A 20,324-nucleotide genomic window follows, 5' to 3' on the forward strand; every position below is an offset into this window, starting at 1 on the left:
ACATAAACAACACCCCTCAATCTTGTACGGAGTTCACAATGAACAATGTTCTGGGATTTCTTGAAGCAAAACTGATGCCGCTGGCGGCGAAAACGGCCCAGCAGCGCCATCTCGGGGCCATTCGTGGTGCCTACGTTTCATTCATGCCATTTATCATCGTCGGCTCCATTCTGCTCGTCATCTCGTCGTTCCCGAATCAAACCTATCAGCAGTTTATGTCTCAGGCCTTTGGTGAGAGCTGGAGCGCGATTATCGAAATTCCGTTCAATGCGGTCTTCTCCACCATGTCGCTGTTTATCAGCTTCCTGGTCGCCTTCCGCCTGGCCGAACACTATGGCGAGGACCGTATCTCCTGCGGCATCCTGGCATTGGTCGCATTTTTAATCCTGACGCCGTTTATCAAAGTGGCGGAAAACGGCGGCATTACCGTCATACCGGTAGAGTGGATTGGCAGCAAGGGGCTGTTTGTGGCGATGATCGGTTCGCTGCTATGGACGGAACTGTTCTGCTGGCTGAAGCGCAAAAATCTGGTCATTAAAATGCCGGACGGCGTGCCGCCTGCGGTGCAGGAGTCCTTCGCGGCGCTGATCCCGGCCCTGCTGGTCATGATACTGGTGCTGGGTATCCGCATCATCTTCGAAAATACCCACTACAACACCATCCATCAGTTCATTTACGAGGTGGTCGCCACGCCGGTACGCCACTACGGCACCTCTTACTTTGGCGCGCTGATGACCGTATTCAGCATCACTATTCTGTGGTCAGTGGGGATTAACTCCGGCTCGATGATCAACGGCATCATTCGTCCGCTGTGGATGGAAAACCAGACCGATAACATCGCCGCCATTCAGGCGGGCACGACTCCGCCGCACATTATTACTGAACAGTTTTTTGACATGATCTGGATGGGGGGGGCGGGCGCCACGCTGTCGCTGGTGATTGCGATGCTGATTTTCGCCCGCAGTAAAAACATGCGCGAAGTGGCGCGCCTCGGCGCGGGGGCGTCGGTGTTTAACATTAACGAGCCGATCCTGTTTGGCCTGCCAGTGATCATGAACCCGATCATGCTTATTCCGTTCAACCTGGTGCCGCTGGTGCTGGTTACCGTGCAGTATGCGGCGATGAAAATTGGCGCGGTCGCCGTCACCACCGGGGTGTTTATCCCCTGGACGCTGCCACCGGTCATCAGCGGTTTTATCGTTACCGGGCACCTGAGCGGCAGCGTGATGCAGCTTATCAACCTGCTGATTGGCGCCATGTTGTACCTGCCTTTCATGCGTATCGTGGACAAACAGTACCGTGCTGCGGAGCTGAGCACGGTCACGCAAACTGACACCACCCTTGCAAAACAGGAGTAAAGCATGTGGGGAATTATCGCAACCTGGCGAATGGCGCTTGAAGGCGTAACGGAATCTGCATCTGCCCTGGCGGCGGGAAAACCGGTCTCAGCAGCGGTGGTGGATGCCGTCGCTGCCGTGGAAGACTTCCCGCTGTATAAATCCGTCGGCTATGGCGGGCTGCCTACCGAAAACGGCGATGTCGAGCTGGATGCGGCGTACATGGACGGCGACACGCTGGCGTTCGGTGCCATAGGAAATCTGGTGGATATCGCCAATCCGGTGCGCGTGGCGCACGCGCTGAGCCGCCAGCGCTACAACAGCCTGCTGGTCGGCCAGGGCGCACGTGAATGGGCACTGAGCCAGGGCTTTGCCGACAAAACCATGCTCACGGAGCGCGCCATGCAGCACTACCGCAAGCGCTGCCGCGAGACGCTGGATAAAGGCTTAAGTCCGTACGACGGACACGATACCGTCGGCATTATCGGTCTTGATAAGCAGGGTTCCATGAGCGTCGCCACCTCCACCAGCGGCCTGTTTATGAAAAAACGCGGCCGCATTGGGGATTCCCCCATTATCGGCTCCGGCTTTTACTGCGACAGCGAAACCGGTGCCGCTACCGCCACGGGCGTCGGTGAAGATCTGATGAAAGGCTGCACCAGCTACGAAATCGTTCGCCGGATGGCGCAAGGCATGTCGCCGCAGCAGGCCGCAGATTCAGTGGTGTTCGAGCTGGAAGATAAGCTGATGTCGCGCTTCGGTCGCGCGGGCGATCTCTCCGTGGTGTGCATGAATAACAAGGGCGAGTTCGGCGCCGCGACGAATATCAAAACCTTTTCGTTTGTGGTGGCGACGGCTCGACAGCCTCTCACCGTTTATCGCACAGAGCGTCTGCGGGAAAAAACGCATTATCACGCGGTAGACGATGAATGGATGCAGGCCTATGCCGCGCGGATCCGCGCCCCGATTGAGGAGTCATGATGATTACATATCAACTCATTACCGCACTTTCCGACGCAAAGCCGCAAAGCCATTTCATCGCCCGCACCGCCTGTGCGCATTTGCCGCAAACTGCGCTTATCGCGGAAATGCGCGAGTCCAGCGGCATCGCTGACGCCCGCTTTGGCTGCGCCCCTTTTGCCCGGATCACGCTGCTCCCCGATGCGCTCTGGCACGATAGCCTGACAGAAGGATTGCTCACGGCGCTGCGCCCGCTGCTGGCCTCACCCGTGAGTCCCGATGTGATGCTGGACGTGACAAATATCGACGACGTCGTGCTGGCGCAAGTGCTGCGTTTTCTCTTTAATCAGGCGCACCGGCTGAGCGATTTGCAGCTAAAGAAAACCGACGATGACGTCCGTATTGCGCATATCACCGCCCTCTGCCTGCCGGAACAACAGGCGAAGCTGGAGGGTGTTTTCCGCCAGCAGCAGGCTATCGCGCACGGCATGGTCGCGGCACGACGTCTGGCGGATATCCCCTCTGACCGGTGTACGCCGCAGTTTGTGGTAGAAGAGGCATTAAAGCTCTGCGCCCTCTTCCCCGCCCTGCGCTGCGAAGTGCTCAACGAAAAAGAGATTGTTGAGCACGGCCTGGGTCTACTGCACGCCGTGGGCAAAGGGGCGAGCTACCCGCCACGTCTGCTGGCGATGCATTATGATGGCACTCACGACGGCCCGGTGCGCTGCTATGTGGGAAAAGGCATCACCTTTGATACCGGCGGTCTGTGGCTGAAAGAAGGTGCGGGCATGTACACCATGAAATATGACATGTGTGGGGCGGCTAACGTGCTGGGGCTGATGCTCACCGTGGCAGAGCTGGGATTACCCGTACGCATCATGGGCGTGCTGGCACTGGCAGAAAATGCCATCGGCCCCAATGCCATGCAGCCCGGCACGGTGGCAACAGCCTGCAACGGCACCACGGTTGAAATCAACAATACCGATGCTGAAGGTCGACTGGTGCTGGCGGATGCCATCGCCTGGGCCAGCCAGCGGCATCCGCAGACGCGCTATATTATTGATATGGCGACCTTAACCGGTGCAGTCGTGAAGGCGCTGGGGTATGAGCTAAGCGGGCTAATGACGCAGGATGAACCGCTGCGCAGTGCGCTGACGCAGGCAGGGAAACAGAGTGGCGACGAAGTGTGGTCCCTGCCGCTGGATGCGCGGTTGAAAAAGCAGACCGACAGCGCCATCGCCGATCTGTGCAACACGCCAACCAACAATGCGGCGATAAGCGCCTCGGCGGCGTGGTTGCTGCATCACTTCTGCCCGCCAACCATTCCGTGGGCGCATCTGGATATCAGCGGCACGGCGCTGTGGCGTGAAGGTGGACGGAGCGTGGCATCAGGACGGCCGATTCCACTTCTGGTAGAGCATCTGTTGGAGGATCTTTAGCCCGGTGGCGCTACGCTTACCGGGCCTACAAAGTCCTTCACACCCTTGTAGGCCGGGTAAGGCGCAGCCGCCACCCGGCAAAAAACTCAAAGCTTAAGGATATCTTTCACAAACGGAATGGTCAGCTTGCGCTGGGCGGTAATGGAAGCGCGATCGAGCTGATCGAGCGTATCGAACAGGGTGCGCATTTCCCTGTCCAGGCGCTTGAGCAGGAAACGGCCCACGTCTTCCGGCAGCTCAAAGCCACGCTGCTTTGCGCGCAGCTGTAATGCCTGAAGCTTATCTTCATCCGACAGCGGCTGGAGCTTGTAGATTTGCCCCCAGTCCAGACGTGACGCCAGATCCGGCAACCCAAGATTGAGCTGGCGCGGTGGACGATCGCCGGTGATCAGCAGTCGGGTTTTGCCCGACTCCAGAATGCGGTTATAGAGGTTAAAGATCGCCATTTCCCACGGCTCATCCCCCGCCACGCATTCGATATTATCGATGCAGACCAGGGAGAGATGTTCCATTCCCTCCAGCACGTCAGGCACGAACCAGGTACGTTTATCCAGCGGCACATAGCCTACCGCATCACCGCGCGCCGAAAGCTCCGCGCAGGCGGCATGCAACAGGTGGCTGCGCCCCGCGCCTTCGCGTGACCAGATATAGATGTATCCGCTGTGCTCCTGGCGCAGCACGTTTTGCAGTGCAGCCAGTAAAGAGGGGTTATCACCCGGCCAGAAACTCGCAAAAGTTTCATCGTCAGGGAGATAGAGTGGCAGAGAGAGCTGTGCCGGTCCGTTCAGAAGTACCTCAACCAGATCTTACGTAAAATCGGAACGGAGTTTAACACGGAACCAGCAAGGAGAGAACCGGGCGGATCGTCCACCCGGTTAAAGGATCAATGTGGCGCTTTTTCGCTTTCGTCAGCGTCCAGTACCACCTCTTCCGGGCGGATCACCGAGATCAGCTTGAAAATCAGGCTCAGGCCCACGCCGACGATGGTCGCCAGCGCCATGCCTTTCAGCTCGGCCGCACCGATGTGCACCTTCGCACCGCTCACGCCGATAATCAGAATGACCGAGGTGAGGATCAGGTTCTGCGCTTTGCTGTAATCCACTTTCGATTCAATCAGCACGCGAATCCCGGAGGCACCGATTACCCCGTACAGCAGCAGCGAGACGCCGCCCATGACCGGCACCGGGATGATCTGAATCGCTGCCGCCAGCTTACCCACGCAGGAGAGCAGAATGGCAATAATCGCCGCGCCGCCAATAACCCAGGTGCTGTAGACGCGGGTGATTGCCATCACGCCGATGTTCTCACCGTACGTGGTGTTTGGCGTGGATCCGAAGAAACCGGAGATGATGGTGGAGAAACCGTTCGCAAACATGGAGCGGTGCAGACCCGGGTCGCGGATTAAATCACGCTTAACGATGTTCGCCGTTACCACCAGGTGGCCGACGTGCTCCGCAATCACGACCAGTGCGGCGGGCAGAATGGTGAAGATAGCAAACCACTCGAAGCGCGGGGTGTAGAAGGTTGGCAGCGCGAACCAGTGCGCCTCGGCAATCGGTGTGGTATCCACCACGCCCATCACGAAGGAGAGCGCATAGCCCGCCAGCACGCCGATCAGGATCGGGATAATCGCCATAAAGCCGCGGAACAGCACGGAGCCAAACACCGTCACGCCCAGCGTCACCATCGAGATAATGATGGTTTTAGAATCCGGCGATTGCCCGTCCGCAGGCAGCAGACCGGCCATATTCGCCGCCACGCCCGCCAGTTCGAGACCGATGACGGCAACGATTGCGCCCATCGCCGCAGGGGGGAACATCACGTCCAGCCAGCCGGTACCGGCTTTCTTCACAATGAAGGAGACCAGGCAGAACAGTACGCCACACATGATAAAGCCGCCCAGCGCCACTTCATAACCCAGCGGCAGCAGCAATAGCACCGGAGAGATAAAGGCGAAGCTCGACCCGAGATACGCCGGGATTTTGCCTTTACAGATAAAGAGGTACATCAGCGTACCGATGCCGTTGAACAGCAGCACGGTAGCCGGGTTAATGTGAAACAGGATTGGCACCAGCACGGTTGCGCCAAACATGGCGAACAGGTGCTGCAAACTAAGCGGGATAGTCTGTAAAAGCGGCGGTCTTTCACTCACCCCGATAGCACGGCGCGTCATAGTGTTTTCCTCTGAGTTTTGTTGTTGGTGTTTTATTCAAAAAAAAGCCGACTATCAAAGTCGGCTTTTTTATCGTTATTCGATTATTTCGTACCAAAGATCTTATCGCCGGCATCGCCGAGCCCCGGGATGATGTATCCGTGCTCGTTAAGACCCTGGTCGATAGAGGCGGTGTACAGCTCAACGTCCGGGTGCGCTTTTTCCAGCGCCGCGATCCCTTCCGGTGCCGCAACGAGTACCAGCACCTTAATGCTGCTGCAGCCCGCTTTTTTCAGCAGGTCGATGGTGGCGATCATTGAACCGCCGGTCGCCAGCATAGGGTCAACCACCAGCGCCATACGTTCGTCGATGTTGGACACCAGCTTCTGGAAGTAAGGAACCGGCTCCAGCGTCTCTTCATTACGGTAGATACCGACCACGCTGATGCGCGCGCTTGGTACGTGCTCCAGCACGCCTTCCATCATACCCAGACCGGCACGCAGGATAGGCACGACGGTAATTTTCTTCCCTTTGATCTGCTCAACCTGCACCGGGCCGTTCCAGCCTTCGATGGTGACTTTTTCCGTTTCCAGATCAGAGGTTGCTTCGTAGGTCAGCAGGCTGCCCACTTCAGAAGCCAGTTCGCGAAAACGCTTCGTGCTGATGTCATGCTCACGCATCAGGCCCAACTTGTGTTTAACGAGTGGGTGTTTCACTTCCACAATCTTCATTCTCTTTCTCCTCTGAGGTGGCATCCGCAAAAAAATCGCGGGATTATACCGCTTTTTTCGGATTGCGCCATACCCATCTTGCTTGACATATGTCAATCAAAGACAAAAAAGCCGGAGGCAAGGCTCCGGCTTGGGTGCGGGGTTCTGCCGGGTGGCGCTAACGCTTACCCGGCCTACAAATCCCGTAGGCCCGGTAAGTGCAGCGCCACCGGGCAATTATAGCTGCTCGCCGTTGCTCGCAATCACCTGCTTATACCAGTCGAAGGACTTTTTCTTGCTGCGGTTCAGCGTGCCGTTCCCTTCGTTGTCTTTATCAACAAAGATAAAGCCGTAGCGTTTTTTCATTTCACCGGTGCCGGCAGACACAAGGTCGATACAGCCCCACGGGGTGTAGCCCATCAGGTCTACACCATCTTCCACCACCGCTTTTTTCATCTCGCGGATGTGCGCAGAAAGGTAATCAATGCGGTACCGATCGTTTACCGTGCCGTCACTCTCCTGCACGTCAATCGCGCCAAAGCCGTTTTCAACAATGAACAGCGGCAACTGGTAGTGATCCCAGAACCAGTTCAGGGAGTAGCGCAGCCCAACCGGGTCAATCTGCCAGCCCCAGTCGGATTTCTGCACATACGGGTTAGAGACCAGGCTCTTGCTCTCGTCGTAATCAAGCTGCGGGTTGTCCGCCGTCGCCTTGGTGGCAAAGGACATGTAATAGCTGAAGCCGATATAATCAACGCAACCCTGGCGCAGCGCTGCTTTATCCTCATCGGTAATATCCAGCGCGAACCCGCGACGTTCAAAGTAGTTGAGCAGATGCTGCGGGTACTTACCGCGGACGTGCACGTCGGTAAACCAGTAGCGACGGTGCATCGCATTCATCGCCATCATCATATCGTCCGGCGCGCAGGTCAGCGGATAGATAGGACACATAGCAATCATGCAGCCGATCTGCAGCGACGGATTAATTTCGCGTCCCGCCTTCACCGCCAGGGCGCTGGCCACCAGCTCGTAGTGCGCGGCCTGGAACATGACCGGCTCACGGTCTTCACCCGGCGCATACTTCAACCCGGAGTTGGTGAACGGCGCAAAATCTTCGTGGAAGTTAGCCTGGTTGTTGATCTCATTGAAGGTCATCCAGTATTTCACTTTATGCTGATAGCGCTGGAAGACCACTTTTGCAAAACGAACGAAAAAGTCGATCAGCTTACGGTTGCGCCAGCCGCCGTATTCCGTCACCAGGTGGAAAGGCATCTCGAAGTGAGAAAGCGTAATAACCGGTTCGATGCCGTACTTCAGGCATTCGTCGAACAGATCGTCATAGAATTTCAGGCCAGCCTCATTAGGCTCCCGCTCGTCGCCTTTCGGGAAGATACGCGTCCAGGCGATGGAGGTACGGAAACATTTGAACCCCATCTCGGCAAAGAGTCTGATGTCTTCTTTATAACGATGGTAGAAATCAATGGCTTCATGGTTAGGGTAATTCTTCCCTTCCAGCACGCCGTTGGTGATTTCACGCGGTACGCCATGCGCACCCGCCGTCATGACGTCGGCAACGCTTACGCCCTTGCCGCCCTCTTTCCAGCCGCCTTCCAGCTGATGCGCCGCAACGGCACCACCCCACAGAAAATCTGCTTTAAATCCTGACATTCGCTTTCCCTCATTCTGCGTTATTTTCTGCAAAAACAATTACAGAAACCGGTTTCAGTTCGATGATGTGCAAAGGGGTTATCCGTTGCAAGCAGATCGCCGAAACCGGTTTCATTTTCGTGAACAGAGTCAAGTTTGTTGCCCCGCAATGGCCAGAGAGAAAAAAAGATCCCTGCACCGAGAATAGGCTCGCAAACGTTTGCCTGGACTGTTAGAATTGCGCCGATTTTTCTTACTAGCTATGCAATCGCGTGGGGACTTGAGCCGTGACCAACAAAACTTCTCTCAGCTACAAAGATGCCGGTGTTGATATTGACGCAGGTAATGCGCTGGTTGACCGAATCAAAGGTGTGGTGAAAAAAACCCGCCGCCCGGAAGTGATGGGTGGTCTGGGTGGATTCGGCGCACTGTGCGCGCTGCCGCAAAAATATCGTGAACCTGTTCTGGTCTCGGGAACTGACGGCGTAGGCACCAAACTGCGCCTGGCGATGGATTTAAAACGTCACGACACGATCGGTATCGATCTGGTTGCGATGTGCGTGAATGACCTGGTGGTTCAGGGTGCAGAACCCCTGTTCTTCCTCGATTACTACGCGACCGGCAAACTGGATGTGGATACCGCAGCCAGCGTCATTAACGGTATCGCCGAAGGCTGTCTGCAGTCCGGCTGCGCGCTGGTGGGCGGTGAAACCGCGGAAATGCCTGGCATGTATCACGGCGAAGATTATGACGTCGCAGGCTTCTGCGTCGGTGTAGTAGAAAAATCAGAAATTCTCGACGGCAGCAAAGTGGCTGATGGTGATGTGCTGATTGCGCTGGCTTCCAGCGGCCCACACTCCAACGGCTACTCTCTGGTGCGTAAAATTCTCGAAGTCAGCGGTTGCGACCCACAAACCACTGAGCTTGAAGGTAAACCGCTGGCTGACCATCTGCTGGCCCCGACCCGCATCTACGTGAAAAACGTGCTGGAGCTTATCGAGAACGTTGACGTTCACGCCATTGCCCACCTGACCGGCGGCGGCTTCTGGGAAAACATTCCGCGCGTCCTGCCGGATAACACCCAGGCGGTGATCGACGAATCCTCATGGCAGTGGCCGGCAGTCTTTAACTGGCTGCAGACCGCAGGCAACGTGAGTTCTCACGAAATGTACCGCACCTTTAACTGCGGCGTGGGCATGGTTATCGCCCTGCCAGCAAGCGAAGCCGATAAAGCGGTTAAGCTGTTGACCGAGAAAGGTGAAAACGCGTGGAAAATCGGTACGATTAAAGCCTCCGATTCCGAAGAGCGTGTGGTCATTGAATGAAAAACATCGTGGTGCTCATTTCCGGCAACGGAAGTAATTTGCAGGCCATCATAGACGCCTGCAAACAGAAGAAAATTAACGGCACCATTCGGGCAGTATTCAGCAACAAGGCCGACGCGTTCGGCCTTGAGCGCGCGCGGCAAGAGAGCATTCCCGCGCACGCGCTGGAAGCCAGCCAGTTCGCCGGGCGTGAAGCCTTCGACCGCGAACTGGTTAACGAGATTGATGCCTATGCACCGGACGTGGTCGTACTGGCGGGCTATATGCGTATTCTGAGCCCGGCGTTTGTCGAACACTTCGCCGGGCGACTTCTGAATATCCACCCTTCCCTGCTGCCAAAATATCCCGGCCTGCACACACACCGTCAGGTGCTGGAAAATGGCGATGAGGAGCACGGTACCTCTGTGCATTTCGTCACTGACGAACTGGACGGTGGCCCGGTGATCCTGCAGGCGAAAGTCCCGGTCTTTGATGGCGACAACGAAGACGACGTGACCGAGCGCGTGCAAACCCAGGAACACGCCATCTACCCGCTGGTGGTCAGCTGGTTTGTTGACGGGCGTCTTGAAATGCGCGACGGTGCAGCCTGGCTGGACGGCGTTAAGCTTCCGCCTCAGGGTTATGCGGCCGAAGAGTAGTTTGTTATGTCGGGTGGCGCTACGCTTACCCGACTTATTGCATTACCCGATATTGCCTCCCCCAACTCTCTAAAATCCCCAACAAAAAAAATAACTGTCATACTTTTCTGGCACTGTTGGACATATCGTGGAAATGCTCGCCATAATAAGGACGAGACGGATTTACCACGTCCTGTGATTGAACTGGAGTGTGAGCTGTAATGGGTCAGGAAAAGTTATATATCGAGAAAGAGCTAAGCTGGTTAGCATTTAACGAACGTGTACTCCAGGAAGCGGCCGACAAAAGTAACCCGCTGATCGAACGCATGCGTTTTTTGGGCATTTATTCCAACAACCTGGATGAGTTCTACAAGGTTCGCTTTGCCGAGCTGAAAAGACGGATCATCATCAGCGAAGAACAGGGCTTAAATTCTCACTCGCGTCATCTGCTGGGTAAAATCCAGTCCCGCGTGTTGAAAGCCGATCAGGAGTTTGACGGCCTGTATAACGAACTGCTGCTGGAGATGGCGCGCAATCAAATCTTCCTGATTAACGAACGTCAGCTTTCCGTTAACCAACAAAACTGGCTGCGCCACTACTTCAAACATTATCTCCGCCAGCACATTACCCCGATTCTGATTAACCGCGAAACCGACCTGGTGCAGTTCCTGAAGGATGACTACACCTATCTGGCCGTGGAAATTATTCGCGGTGAGTCCATCAGCTACGCGCTGCTGGAGATCCCGTCCGACAAGGTGCCGCGCTTTGTGAACCTGCCGCCGGAAACCCCGCGCAGACGCAAGCCAATGATCCTGCTGGATAACATCCTGCGTTACTGTCTGGACGACATCTTCAAAGGCTTCTTCGACTACGATGCGCTAAACGCCTACTCGATGAAGATGACCCGTGACGCCGAATACGACCTGGTCCACGAGATGGAAGCCAGCCTGATGGAGCTGATGTCCTCCAGCCTGAAACAGCGCCTGACGGCCGAGCCGGTCCGCTTTGTTTACCAGCGCGATATGCCGGACGCCATGGTGGAGATGCTGCGCGAGAAACTGACCATTTCGCGCTATGACTCCATCGTACCCGGTGGCCGTTACCACAACTTTAAAGACTTTATTGGCTTCCCGAACGTTGGCAAAGCCAACCTGGTGAACAAGCCGCTGCCGCGCCTGCGCCATCTCTGGTTTGATAAATTCCGCAACGGGTTTGACGCCATTCGCGAACGTGACGTCCTGCTCTACTATCCTTACCACACGTTTGAACACGTACTTGAACTGCTGCGTCAGGCCTCTTTCGACCCGAGCGTGCTGGCGATCAAAATCAACATCTACCGCGTGGCAAAAGATTCCCGCATCATCGACGCGATGATCCATGCGGCGCACAACGGCAAAAAAGTGACCGTGGTAGTAGAGCTGCAGGCACGTTTCGATGAAGAAGCCAACATTCACTGGGCACGCCGTCTGACGGAAGCGGGTGTGCACGTCATCTTCTCCGCGCCTGGGCTGAAAATTCACGCCAAGCTGTTCCTGATCTCCCGTAAAGAGGGCGAAGACGTGGTGCGTTATGCCCACATCGGAACCGGGAACTTCAACGAGAAAACGGCGCGGATTTACACCGACTACTCGCTGCTCACCGCCGACGCCCGCATCACTAACGAAGTGCGCCGTGTATTTAACTTTATTGAGAACCCGTACCGCCCGGTGAGCTTTGACTATCTGCTGGTCTCGCCGCAGAACTCGCGCCGCCTGCTGTACGATATGATCGATAAAGAGATCGCCAATGCCCAGAAAGGTTTGTCATCTGGCATCACGCTGAAGCTTAACAACCTGGTCGATAAAGGTCTGGTGGACCGTCTGTATGCGGCGTCCAGCTCCGGCGTGCCGGTTAACCTGCTGATCCGCGGCATGTGCTCGCTGATCCCGGAACTGGAAGGCATCAGCGACAATATTCGCGTTATCAGCATTGTTGATCGCTACCTGGAACACGATCGGGTCTATATTTTCGATAATGCGGGTGATAAACAGGTCTATCTCTCTTCGGCAGACTGGATGACGCGCAATATTGACTATCGAATTGAAGTCGCGACCCCGCTGCTGGATCCGCGCCTGAAACAGCGTATCCTCGACATTATCGAGATCCTATTCAGTGATACGGTGAAAGCGCGCTATATCGACAAAGAACTCAGTAACCGCTATGTACCGCGCGGCAATCGTCGTAAAGTGCGGTCGCAACTGGCGATTTACGACTATATCAAATCACTCGAGCAACCCGATTAACCTATGCCGATAAATGATAAGACCCCACGCCCGCAGGAATTCGCCGCGGTCGATCTTGGCTCTAACAGTTTCCACATGGTCATCGCCCGTGAGGTGGATGGCGCGCTGCAGATCATCGGTCGTCTGAAGCAGCGCGTACACCTGGCGGATGGTCTTGATGAACGCAGCATGCTGAGCGAAGAGGCGATGGAGCGCGGCTTAAACTGCCTGTCCCTGTTTGCTGAGCGCCTGCAGGGCTTCTCGCCTTCCAGCGTTTGCATTGTGGGGACCCACACGCTGCGCCAGGCGCTGAACGCCCCGGAGTTCCTCAAGCGAGCCGAAAAAGTGATCCCCTACCCGATTGAGATCATCTCCGGTAACGAGGAAGCGCGTCTGATTTTCATGGGTGTTGAGCACACCCAGCCGGAAAAAGGGCGCAAGCTGGTTATCGACATTGGCGGGGGTTCTACGGAACTGGTGATCGGCGAAGACTTTGAGCCGCGTCTGGTGGAAAGCCGCCGTATGGGCTGCGTCAGCTTCGCGCAGATGTATTTCCCGGGCGGCGCCATCACCCGTGAAAACTTCCAGCGGGCGCGTATGGCCGCGGTCCAGAAGCTGGAAAATCTGGCCTGGCAGTACCGTATTCAGGGCTGGAACGTGGCGCTGGGCGCGTCGGGTACCATCAAGGCGGCGCATGAAGTCCTGCTGGCAATGGGTGAAAAAGACGGGTTTATCACGCCTGAACGCCTGACCCTGCTGACCGAAGAAGTGCTGAAGCATAAAAGTTTTGATGCCCTAAGCCTGCCGGGTCTTTCTGACGAACGTAAGGCGGTATTTGTACCGGGTCTGGCTATCCTCTGCGGCGTGTTTGATGCGCTTGCCATTAAGGAGCTGCGTCTCTCCGACGGTGCGCTGCGTGAAGGCGTGCTGTATGAGATGGAAGGCCGCTTCCGCCATCAGGACATTCGCAGCCGCACCGCGCAAAGCCTGGCCAACCAGTACAACATCGACCGCGAGCAGGCGAAGCGCGTGCTGGAAACAACGGTCCAGATGTACGAACAGTGGGAAGAACAGAATCCTAAGCTCGCGCACCCGCAGCTTGCCGCCCTGCTGAAATGGGCCGCGATGCTGCACGAGGTGGGGCTGAACATTAATCACAGCGGAATGCACCGCCATTCGGCCTATATTCTGCAAAACAGCGATCTGCCTGGCTTTAACCAGGAGCAGCAAACCATGATGGCGACGCTGGTGCGTTATCACCGCAAGGCCATCAAGCTCGACGATCTGCCGCGCTTCACGCTGTTCAAGAAGAAGCAGTTCCTGCCGCTCATCCAGCTGCTGCGTCTGGGCGTGCTGCTCAATAACCAGCGTCAGGCCACCACGACGCCGCCGACGCTGAAGCTGACAACCGACGATCACCACTGGACGCTGAGCTTCCCGCACGACTGGTTCAGCCAGAACGCGCTGGTCCTGCTGGATCTGGAAAAAGAGCAGCAGTACTGGGAAGCGGTCACCGGCTGGATGCTCAAAATCAAGGAAGAGAGCGCCGACGTCGCCGCATGATGACTCAGGCGTCCGCGGTGGACGCCTCAGTTTCCGCCAGTGACTCAAGCGCAACCGGCTTGCCAATCAGATAACCCTGCACATAATCGATGCCTAGCGCGTGAACCGCGCTACGTATCTCTTCGGTCTCGACATACTCCGCCACCACCAGCATCTTCTTCATGCGTGCCAGATGGCAGATAGACGCCACAATCTGATAGTCCAGACTGTTGTTGACGATATTACGGATGAAGCTGCCGTCAATCTTGAGAATGTCGGCATCCACGCTTTTCAGCCGCGCATAGCTCGCATAACCGGTACCGAAATCATCAATCGCAATGCGTACCCCCATTTTCTGCAACTGCCTGAGGATGTGTAGCGCCTGTTCCGCGTTGCAGAAGGTGCTGCACTCCGTCACTTCAAAGATCAGCTGCCACGGCTCGATGGCATAGTGGGTCAGCAGACGACTCACCTCGAGCGGGAACTGCACCCGACACACCGTTGAAGGGGCCAGATTAATGGCAAAGCGCTGGCCGGGCAGTTTCTCGCGGTGCGCTGCAAGGAAGCGCAGCGTGTGGTCCAGTACCCACAAATCCACCCGCGAAGAGAGTCCAAACTCCTGGGCAACGGGCAGGAATTGTTCAGGCGAGATTAACAGCCCGTTTGCATCGGTCATGCGCAGCAGCACTTCGTGATAGCTGTCCCCCCGCAGGCCGCGCACAGGCTGAACCAGCAGCGTGAATTCGTTGTTATCCAGCGCACGCTGCAGGCGACTCATCACCGCGACTTTATCCTTCAGGCTACGCTGCAGGTGGACGGCACCACGTTGCTGAAGGTTTTCCGGGTGGTTAGAGGAGAGCGACAGGTCAGCCACTACCCCCAGCTCGCCCAGCACCAGATAGAGGTGGTTGACGGGCGAACGTACATAGCAGTAGCTCACGCCCACCTGCGGCTGCAACGGTATGCCATCCCAGATAAAGCGGAACTGTTTGATATGCTCGTCCAGAGTTTCAATCCGCTGCTGGTGCGATTCCGCGTTAAGGCGAATCGCCAGGTCACAGCCCGTGAGGTGATAAACCTTTTCGTTGGACTGGAGCCTGGCATTAATCCATTGCGCCAGCCGCTGTTTGTACTGAATGCGCAGCAACACGCCATAGTTACGCCCCAGAATCTCCAGCTCAGGAATACGCACTAAACAGAGCGCCGACCACGGGTTTTTCGCCAGATCGCGCGACAGCGCCCGCAGGTTAGGCATATGCACAACCGGGTCGAGTAACGCCAGCCTGCGGGCACGCTTGTTCACCGCGCGCTGCCGGGTCGCCAGCATCGACATGTAAATCACCACGAACGAAAAGACCAGGTAACTGGAAGAGGTGATCGCCAGCTGAACGTCGTATCCCTGGTTCATTGGAATATAGCGGTAAAAATAGTGGATAGACACCAGCAGTATCGGCGTCCAGATAAGCGAAATCAGCTTATAGCCAAAGCGCATCGCCCCCCAGAGCATCACCGGCATCAGCAACGACAGGGTATAGTTGGTGGTGAAAATGGAACTGTTTTCATTCATCGGGAGCAGCAGCAGCGAAATCAGCCCGCCGAGCGCAACAGCCCAAATCAGAAACTCAGCGGGCGTCACTTTTGCGTCTATCTGGCTACGGATCTGCGAGATGAGACTGTTGAGATAGCGCGGATGCCGAATCAGGCGGATCAGCAGATAACATAGCGGCACGCCCGTCAGCCCGCTGACCAGCAGGGCCTGATAGTTAATCAGCGTGCGAATATTGAGAGGGTTCAGCCCCGCCAGGCTCTGACGACTCTCATATATGCCGAGATACACCGCAAACTGGAACAGCACCAGAAACAGCGTCGCAGGGCAGAAGGCCTGCCAGAACATACGCTGCGCCATCAGCCGCACGTCGCCATAGGCCGTCATATTTCGTCTGGGCGCAAAAACCCGATAGCCGCCCCAGCTGAGCACTAACGGGACGATAAAATGGAACACACCGGCGACGGTTTCGAACAGCCCGACCGACGGGTAATAGCGAATAAACAGCGCCAGTACAATACCGGGCAGAGCTTCCAGACCAAAAAACATCATCAGCGAAAGCAAAAAAGAGAGCGGTAAATAATAGAGCGCCGCAATGCCGTCGCCCAGCTGCGTGAACGTATTCGCCACGCTCAGCACGGGCAGTAACCCCACCGGCAAAATAAGCGGCAATGCCCACCAGCGGTTTTTATTGTTTTTAAGAAAAGCGAAAATGTTCATAGATGCCCGGTTAAACCCCTTTTACTCCAGAGGGAAAATAAAGACAGGCATCCAACCTGACCTGACGCCGCCCCGGTGATGTGCAGGGCGAACAGTGTGGAGGAGGGATTTTAAATACCAGAGCCGGGAATCCGTTGACTTAAATCAAACTATTTTATGCAAATACGCCTTACATGCGTTTTTTTTGAAATAATTTTCCTCATATTATCAATATGGTAAATGCAACAATCAATTTCAATAACAATAATTAATGTAAACACTGACGGTTATTTACACATTGCGGAATTGACCCTGTCTTTCCGCTGTGCCTTAATATCCCCATCGCCCAAAAGGGCATGCCCAGGAAAAAGAGAGTGAGTCAGGCCACGCGTATGCGCAAACGACACCGTTTTAACACCCGAATGACCCGCATCATACTGCTCATCAGCTTTCTGTTTTTCTTTGGCCGCTTCGTTTACTCTTCCATTGGCGCCTGGTATCACCATCAGGACAAGATCCAGTTGCAGCAGTCCAGCCTGAACGTCGACGCAGCTGACCGCTAGCCCGCCGGATGGTTTTGCACCAGCCGAATAATTCCTGCTATCCCTTTGCTAAGGATCTTATCCTGCCGCATTACGATAGCCAGCTGTCGCTGCAGCATGGGCGTCAGCGACATCACGCACAGCCCTTCACGGTCAGCCTCATGCGCTACCGCCATTCCTGGAACGATACTGTAGCCCAGCCCCACGCGAACCATACGCTTAATCGCCTCAATGCTGCCAAGCTGCATCACCGGTGCGATCGTTAATCCGCTGGCAGCAAACCAGCCATCAATGAGCGTCCGGGTACTGCTGCCTGACTCAAAGGCGATCAGCGACTGAGCATGGAGCACCTCCGGGGTTAAGTGCCTGAAAGCGTCCTGCTGCGCCTGCGAAGCAATAAAGACAAACTCCTCGTCCATCACCGGCATGACGTCCAGCGCTTTGCCGCTGACCGGCAGCGTCACCAGCCCCATATCGAGACGGTTCTCTTCGATAGCCCGGACGATGTCGAGCGTGTTGCCCGTGGTTACGCCCACCCGCAGGAGCGGATAGTCGCGGCGCAGTTGCTCCAGTAACGGCGGCAAAAGATGGATACAGGCCGTCGCCCCCGTGCCAAGCGTAATGGTCCCGCTAACATCGTGTCTGAACGCACCCACGGACTGGAGGGTTTCATCCACCACTTGCTGAATGCGTTCCCCGTGGGCCAGCAGGGCCTCTCCGGCGGCCGTCGCCTTAATGCCTCGCCCGGTACGTTCCACCAGGCGCGTTTGCAAAAACTGCTCCAGCTGACGTACCTGCATGCTGACAGCGGGCTGGGAAATGCCCATCAGATCCGCCGCAGCGGAAAAACTGCCGCGCTGGATCACCAGCCGGAACGTCGCGAGATAGCCCAGATTAAGCGTCGTCATTCAAAGTTTCTCTTATACCGCGCATAAGGTTGCAGACCTGTTTGCACAATACCTCGCTCGCTATGCTGGGGACAACTGCATAACGGAATGAAACAATGGAAACTCCTGCCCTGCCTCGTCGACTCGCCCTCACTGCCGGATGTCATCAACTCATCAACTGGGGGATCTCGTTTTATATGCCCGGTACCTTCGCGCTGGCGATATCAGCCGATCGGGGGTGGTCATCACCACAGATTTACCTCGGCCTGACGCTGGCAATGCTGGTGATGGCGGCGGCCTCCCCTTTCATCGCCCACCTGCTGGAACGCTTTGGCGGCCAGAGGGTGGTGATGAGTGGCACGTTGCTGATCGCCACAGGCTGCGCGGGTATGGCATATACCCAGACGTTATTTGGTTGGTATTGCGTCTGGCTGATCACCGGCATCGGGATGCGCCTGTCGCTGTACGATGCGCTGTTCGCCGCGCTGGTGAACCTCTACGGTCAGCAGGCGCGAAGAACAATCTCACGCGTCACGCTGGCGGGCGGGCTGGCATCCGCCGTCTTCTGGCCGCTGGGTGATGGCCTGCTCCACCTTATGAGCTGGCAAGAGGCGCTAAGGGTTTATGCCCTCTTTGGCCTGCTGAGCGCGGCGCTGATCCGCTCGCTTCCCCGGCAGCGGCTAACGGTGACGACAAAGGTCACCGCGCCACCTCTGCGCAACGAACAACGAAACGGCTGGCTTTATGCAGCCTTCATCGCCCTTTTCACCTTTGTCTCCAGCGGTACGTCTACCCATCTGCCAGAGTTTATCGCCAGCTTCGGCCTGCCGGTCACGATCGGCATCCTGTGGGGGATAGGTCAGACGGGGGCTCGCTCGCTGGAGGTGCTGGCGGGTGCCCGCTTAACGCCGTTCAAACTGACCCTTTTCACCGCCCTTGCCATGCCGCTCTGCTTTCTGATTGGGCTAAGCAGCACCCGGTTTGCCTGGTGTGCCGCCGGGTTTGTGCTGGGTTTTGGTGCCATCAACGGGCTAATGACGATAGTCAAAGCGAACCTGCCGCTGGAGCTGTTTAGCGTGGAGAGCTATGCCCGCCGCACCGGTATGCTGCTTATTCCTGGCCAGCTCACAGCAGCGGCTTCACCGTTTGCCTGTGCATGGTTAAACAAAACGCTGGGGATCGCCGGAACAATGTGGGTATCAACGGGGCTGACGCTGGTGATTGCCGGGCTGGCGATAGCGATTGTGCGCCGTCCCGGCAGGCAAACTGTAACGCACTGTATCCAGCGCACCACGCAGACAAACGGGTACAAAACACCGCCTCAGGCAAATATCACCGATACATAAAAATGGTTTTCTTTCCCTGTCGTCATTCATAACCGGAGGAGAGAGACCGATGATTCGTCGATATGTACTTTTACCCGTACTCGCCCTGGCATCTGTAGCGCATGTCCAGGCCACACCGCTGGGCAACCTCAGCGCCGCCGATGTTAATGGCCCAGCCGCCGTTGCGCCGTTGGCACAGCCGCAGCCGCCCGCAAAGCTGATAGTCGATCCACCGCTTGCCGGGCCGCTAAGCAAAGGCGCAGTGTTTATTCAGTACCGGGCCGAAAACCTGCGCATTGAACCTGTATTTGGGCCCGACGCGCTGAAAGTCACACCTCGCATCGGCCACATCCACGTCGTGGTAGATGACGCGCCGTGGCACTGGGCTGACGCCAGCGGAGAGCCGGTGATTCTGGTGGGTCTGCCCGCCGGTAAGCACAAGGTGACGATTATTCTGGCCGATCCGACGCATAAGCCCCTCGATCACAAAACCATCGAATTCACCGTGCCGCCCCACGCGGCGATCCACCATTTTTAAGGAGTCTGAAGATGAAAGCACTGTCTGTACTGACAGCAGGCCTGCTGGCGCTTTCGGCCAGCGCTTTTGCGGAGAATAAAACCAGCGTCGTGCTGGTGCACGGCGCGTTTGCCGACGGCAGCAGCTGGAATAAGGTGATTACCCGGCTGCAAAAACACCATACCGAGGTTATCGCCGTTCAGCTCCCGCTTACGTCGCTAAAAGATGACGTTGCGGCCACCCAGCGCGCCATCGCCCGTGCTAAGGGGGACGTCGTGCTGGTCGGTCACTCCTGGGGTGGCACCGTGATTAGCGAAGCGGGCAACGATGCACGGGTTAAATCGCTGGTTTACGTGGCGGCGTTCGCGCCGGATTCCGGCCAGTCGACGGCAGAGCTGGCGAATACCTTCCCGGCCCCGCCCGGAAGTGCAGGCATCGCTAAAACGGCTGACGGCGACTTATACCTGCCGACCGAAGCCGTCAGGAAGGATTTCGCACCGGATGTGAAACCGGCTGAACAACTGACCATCGCCGCCACGCAGGGGCCAATTAAAGCCGATGCATTTGGCGAAAAGGTCACTCACGCCGCGTGGCACAATAAGCCGAGCTGGTATGTGGTGAGTGAGAATGACCGGATGATTAACCCCGCGCTTGAGCGCGCGATGGCGAAGACGATCCACGCGAAAACCACCGGGGTCGCGGCGAGTCACGTGTCGATGGTGAGCCAGCCAGAGGCCATCGCCCGAACGATTGAGCAGGCGTTAGAAGCAAGGTAAGCGTTTCACAGGCCGGGTAAGCGCAGCGCCACCCGGCAAAAA

17 protein-coding genes are annotated in these 20,324 nt (G+C 56.6%); 11 read left to right on the top strand and 6 right to left on the bottom strand.

Features of this window, described 5'->3' with window-relative positions:
• Positions 1–38: 38 nt before the first annotated feature.
• The 3 genes from celB to ACOTXR_RS12235 are packed head-to-tail and all read left to right on the top strand — an operon-like array spanning position 39 to position 3,736.
• Positions 39–1,358 carry a PTS cellobiose transporter subunit IIC gene (gene celB, locus ACOTXR_RS12225; protein ID WP_023337590.1) on the top strand — a complete coding sequence of 440 codons (1,320 nt, stop codon included), beginning with the start codon at positions 39–41 and terminating at the stop codon, positions 1,356–1,358.
• A 3-nt stretch (positions 1,359–1,361) separates the two neighbouring features.
• On the top strand, positions 1,362–2,318 hold the full coding sequence (locus ACOTXR_RS12230) for a N(4)-(beta-N-acetylglucosaminyl)-L-asparaginase (RefSeq protein WP_078309317.1): 957 nt from the start codon (positions 1,362–1,364) through the stop codon (positions 2,316–2,318).
• Positions 2,318–3,736: a leucyl aminopeptidase family protein gene (locus ACOTXR_RS12235; RefSeq protein WP_058691221.1), complete on the top strand. Its 1,419-nt coding sequence runs from the start codon at positions 2,318–2,320 to the stop codon at positions 3,734–3,736. Before ACOTXR_RS12230 ends, ACOTXR_RS12235 begins: the two co-directional genes overlap by 1 nt.
• A gap of 86 nt (positions 3,737–3,822) precedes the next feature.
• On the opposite strand, the gene ACOTXR_RS12240 is transcribed toward ACOTXR_RS12235, so the two are convergent.
• The 4 genes from ACOTXR_RS12240 to ACOTXR_RS12255 form a co-directional block, all read right to left on the bottom strand.
• Positions 3,823–4,524 carry a DnaA inactivator Hda gene (locus ACOTXR_RS12240; protein ID WP_213014348.1) on the bottom strand — a complete coding sequence of 234 codons (702 nt, stop codon included), beginning with the start codon at positions 4,522–4,524 and terminating at the stop codon, positions 3,823–3,825.
• Positions 4,525–4,619: 95 nt separating this feature from the next.
• A complete protein-coding gene (uraA, locus tag ACOTXR_RS12245) occupies positions 4,620–5,909 on the bottom strand; it encodes a uracil permease (RefSeq protein WP_023337593.1) in 1,290 nt (429 codons plus the stop codon).
• An 83-nt stretch (positions 5,910–5,992) separates the two neighbouring features.
• The gene (gene upp / locus ACOTXR_RS12250; protein ID WP_008501641.1) at positions 5,993–6,619 is read right to left on the bottom strand and encodes a uracil phosphoribosyltransferase; all 627 of its coding nucleotides are present in this window, start codon (positions 6,617–6,619) and stop codon (positions 5,993–5,995) included.
• A gap of 216 nt (positions 6,620–6,835) precedes the next feature.
• Positions 6,836–8,266 (bottom strand): 6-phospho-beta-glucosidase, encoded by a 1,431-nt coding sequence (locus ACOTXR_RS12255; RefSeq protein ID WP_014884777.1) that lies wholly within the window; start codon positions 8,264–8,266, stop codon positions 6,836–6,838.
• Between the two features lie 266 nt (positions 8,267–8,532).
• Here ACOTXR_RS12255 and purM point away from each other — a divergent pair, with 266 nt between their 5' ends.
• The 4 genes from purM (at position 8,533) to ppx (ending at position 14,011) form a co-directional block, all read left to right on the top strand.
• On the top strand, positions 8,533–9,570 hold the full coding sequence (gene purM, locus ACOTXR_RS12260) for a phosphoribosylformylglycinamidine cyclo-ligase (protein ID WP_421767037.1): 1,038 nt from the start codon (positions 8,533–8,535) through the stop codon (positions 9,568–9,570).
• On the top strand, positions 9,567–10,208 hold the full coding sequence (gene purN / locus ACOTXR_RS12265) for a phosphoribosylglycinamide formyltransferase (protein ID WP_014884779.1): 642 nt from the start codon (positions 9,567–9,569) through the stop codon (positions 10,206–10,208). Before purM ends, purN begins: the two co-directional genes overlap by 4 nt.
• A gap of 200 nt (positions 10,209–10,408) precedes the next feature.
• A complete protein-coding gene (gene ppk1 / locus ACOTXR_RS12270; protein WP_014884780.1) occupies positions 10,409–12,469 on the top strand; it encodes a polyphosphate kinase 1 in 2,061 nt (686 codons plus the stop codon).
• Between the two features lie 3 nt (positions 12,470–12,472).
• Positions 12,473–14,011: an exopolyphosphatase gene (gene ppx, locus ACOTXR_RS12275; RefSeq protein WP_014884781.1), complete on the top strand. Its 1,539-nt coding sequence runs from the start codon at positions 12,473–12,475 to the stop codon at positions 14,009–14,011.
• Positions 14,012–14,015: 4 nt separating this feature from the next.
• On the opposite strand, the gene ACOTXR_RS12280 is transcribed toward ppx, so the two are convergent.
• Positions 14,016–16,256 (bottom strand): EAL domain-containing protein, encoded by a 2,241-nt coding sequence (locus tag ACOTXR_RS12280; protein ID WP_058691220.1) that lies wholly within the window; start codon positions 16,254–16,256, stop codon positions 14,016–14,018.
• 353 nt (positions 16,257–16,609) lie between these two features.
• Between ACOTXR_RS12280 and ACOTXR_RS12285 the strand changes: the two genes are divergently transcribed.
• Entirely contained in the window at positions 16,610–16,798 is a 189-nt protein-coding gene (locus ACOTXR_RS12285) for a YfgG family protein (protein ID WP_050582636.1), read from the top strand.
• Here the strand turns inward: ACOTXR_RS12285 and ACOTXR_RS12290 are convergent.
• The gene (locus tag ACOTXR_RS12290; protein WP_014884784.1) at positions 16,795–17,685 is read right to left on the bottom strand and encodes a LysR family transcriptional regulator; all 891 of its coding nucleotides are present in this window, start codon (positions 17,683–17,685) and stop codon (positions 16,795–16,797) included. The two genes, ACOTXR_RS12285 and ACOTXR_RS12290, sit on opposite strands and share 4 nt — an antisense overlap.
• A 95-nt stretch (positions 17,686–17,780) precedes the next feature.
• On the opposite strand from ACOTXR_RS12290, the gene ACOTXR_RS12295 reads away from it, so the two are divergent.
• Genes ACOTXR_RS12295 through ACOTXR_RS12305 form a run of 3 tightly spaced genes read left to right on the top strand, consistent with a single transcriptional unit; the run spans position 17,781 to position 20,282 of the window.
• Complete coding sequence (locus tag ACOTXR_RS12295; protein ID WP_421767038.1) at positions 17,781–19,010, top strand: MFS transporter; 1,230 nt, start codon at positions 17,781–17,783, stop codon at positions 19,008–19,010.
• A gap of 49 nt (positions 19,011–19,059) precedes the next feature.
• Complete coding sequence (locus ACOTXR_RS12300; protein WP_014884786.1) at positions 19,060–19,527, top strand: DUF6130 family protein; 468 nt, start codon at positions 19,060–19,062, stop codon at positions 19,525–19,527.
• Positions 19,528–19,538: 11 nt separating this feature from the next.
• The gene (locus ACOTXR_RS12305; RefSeq protein ID WP_023337598.1) at positions 19,539–20,282 is read left to right on the top strand and encodes an alpha/beta fold hydrolase; all 744 of its coding nucleotides are present in this window, start codon (positions 19,539–19,541) and stop codon (positions 20,280–20,282) included.
• Positions 20,283–20,324 lie beyond the last annotated feature (42 nt).

Origin of the sequence: Enterobacter cloacae complex sp. IR53030 (genome assembly GCF_049238365.1) — a bacterium.
GTDB classification, from domain to species: Bacteria; Pseudomonadota; Gammaproteobacteria; order Enterobacterales; family Enterobacteriaceae; genus Enterobacter; species Enterobacter kobei.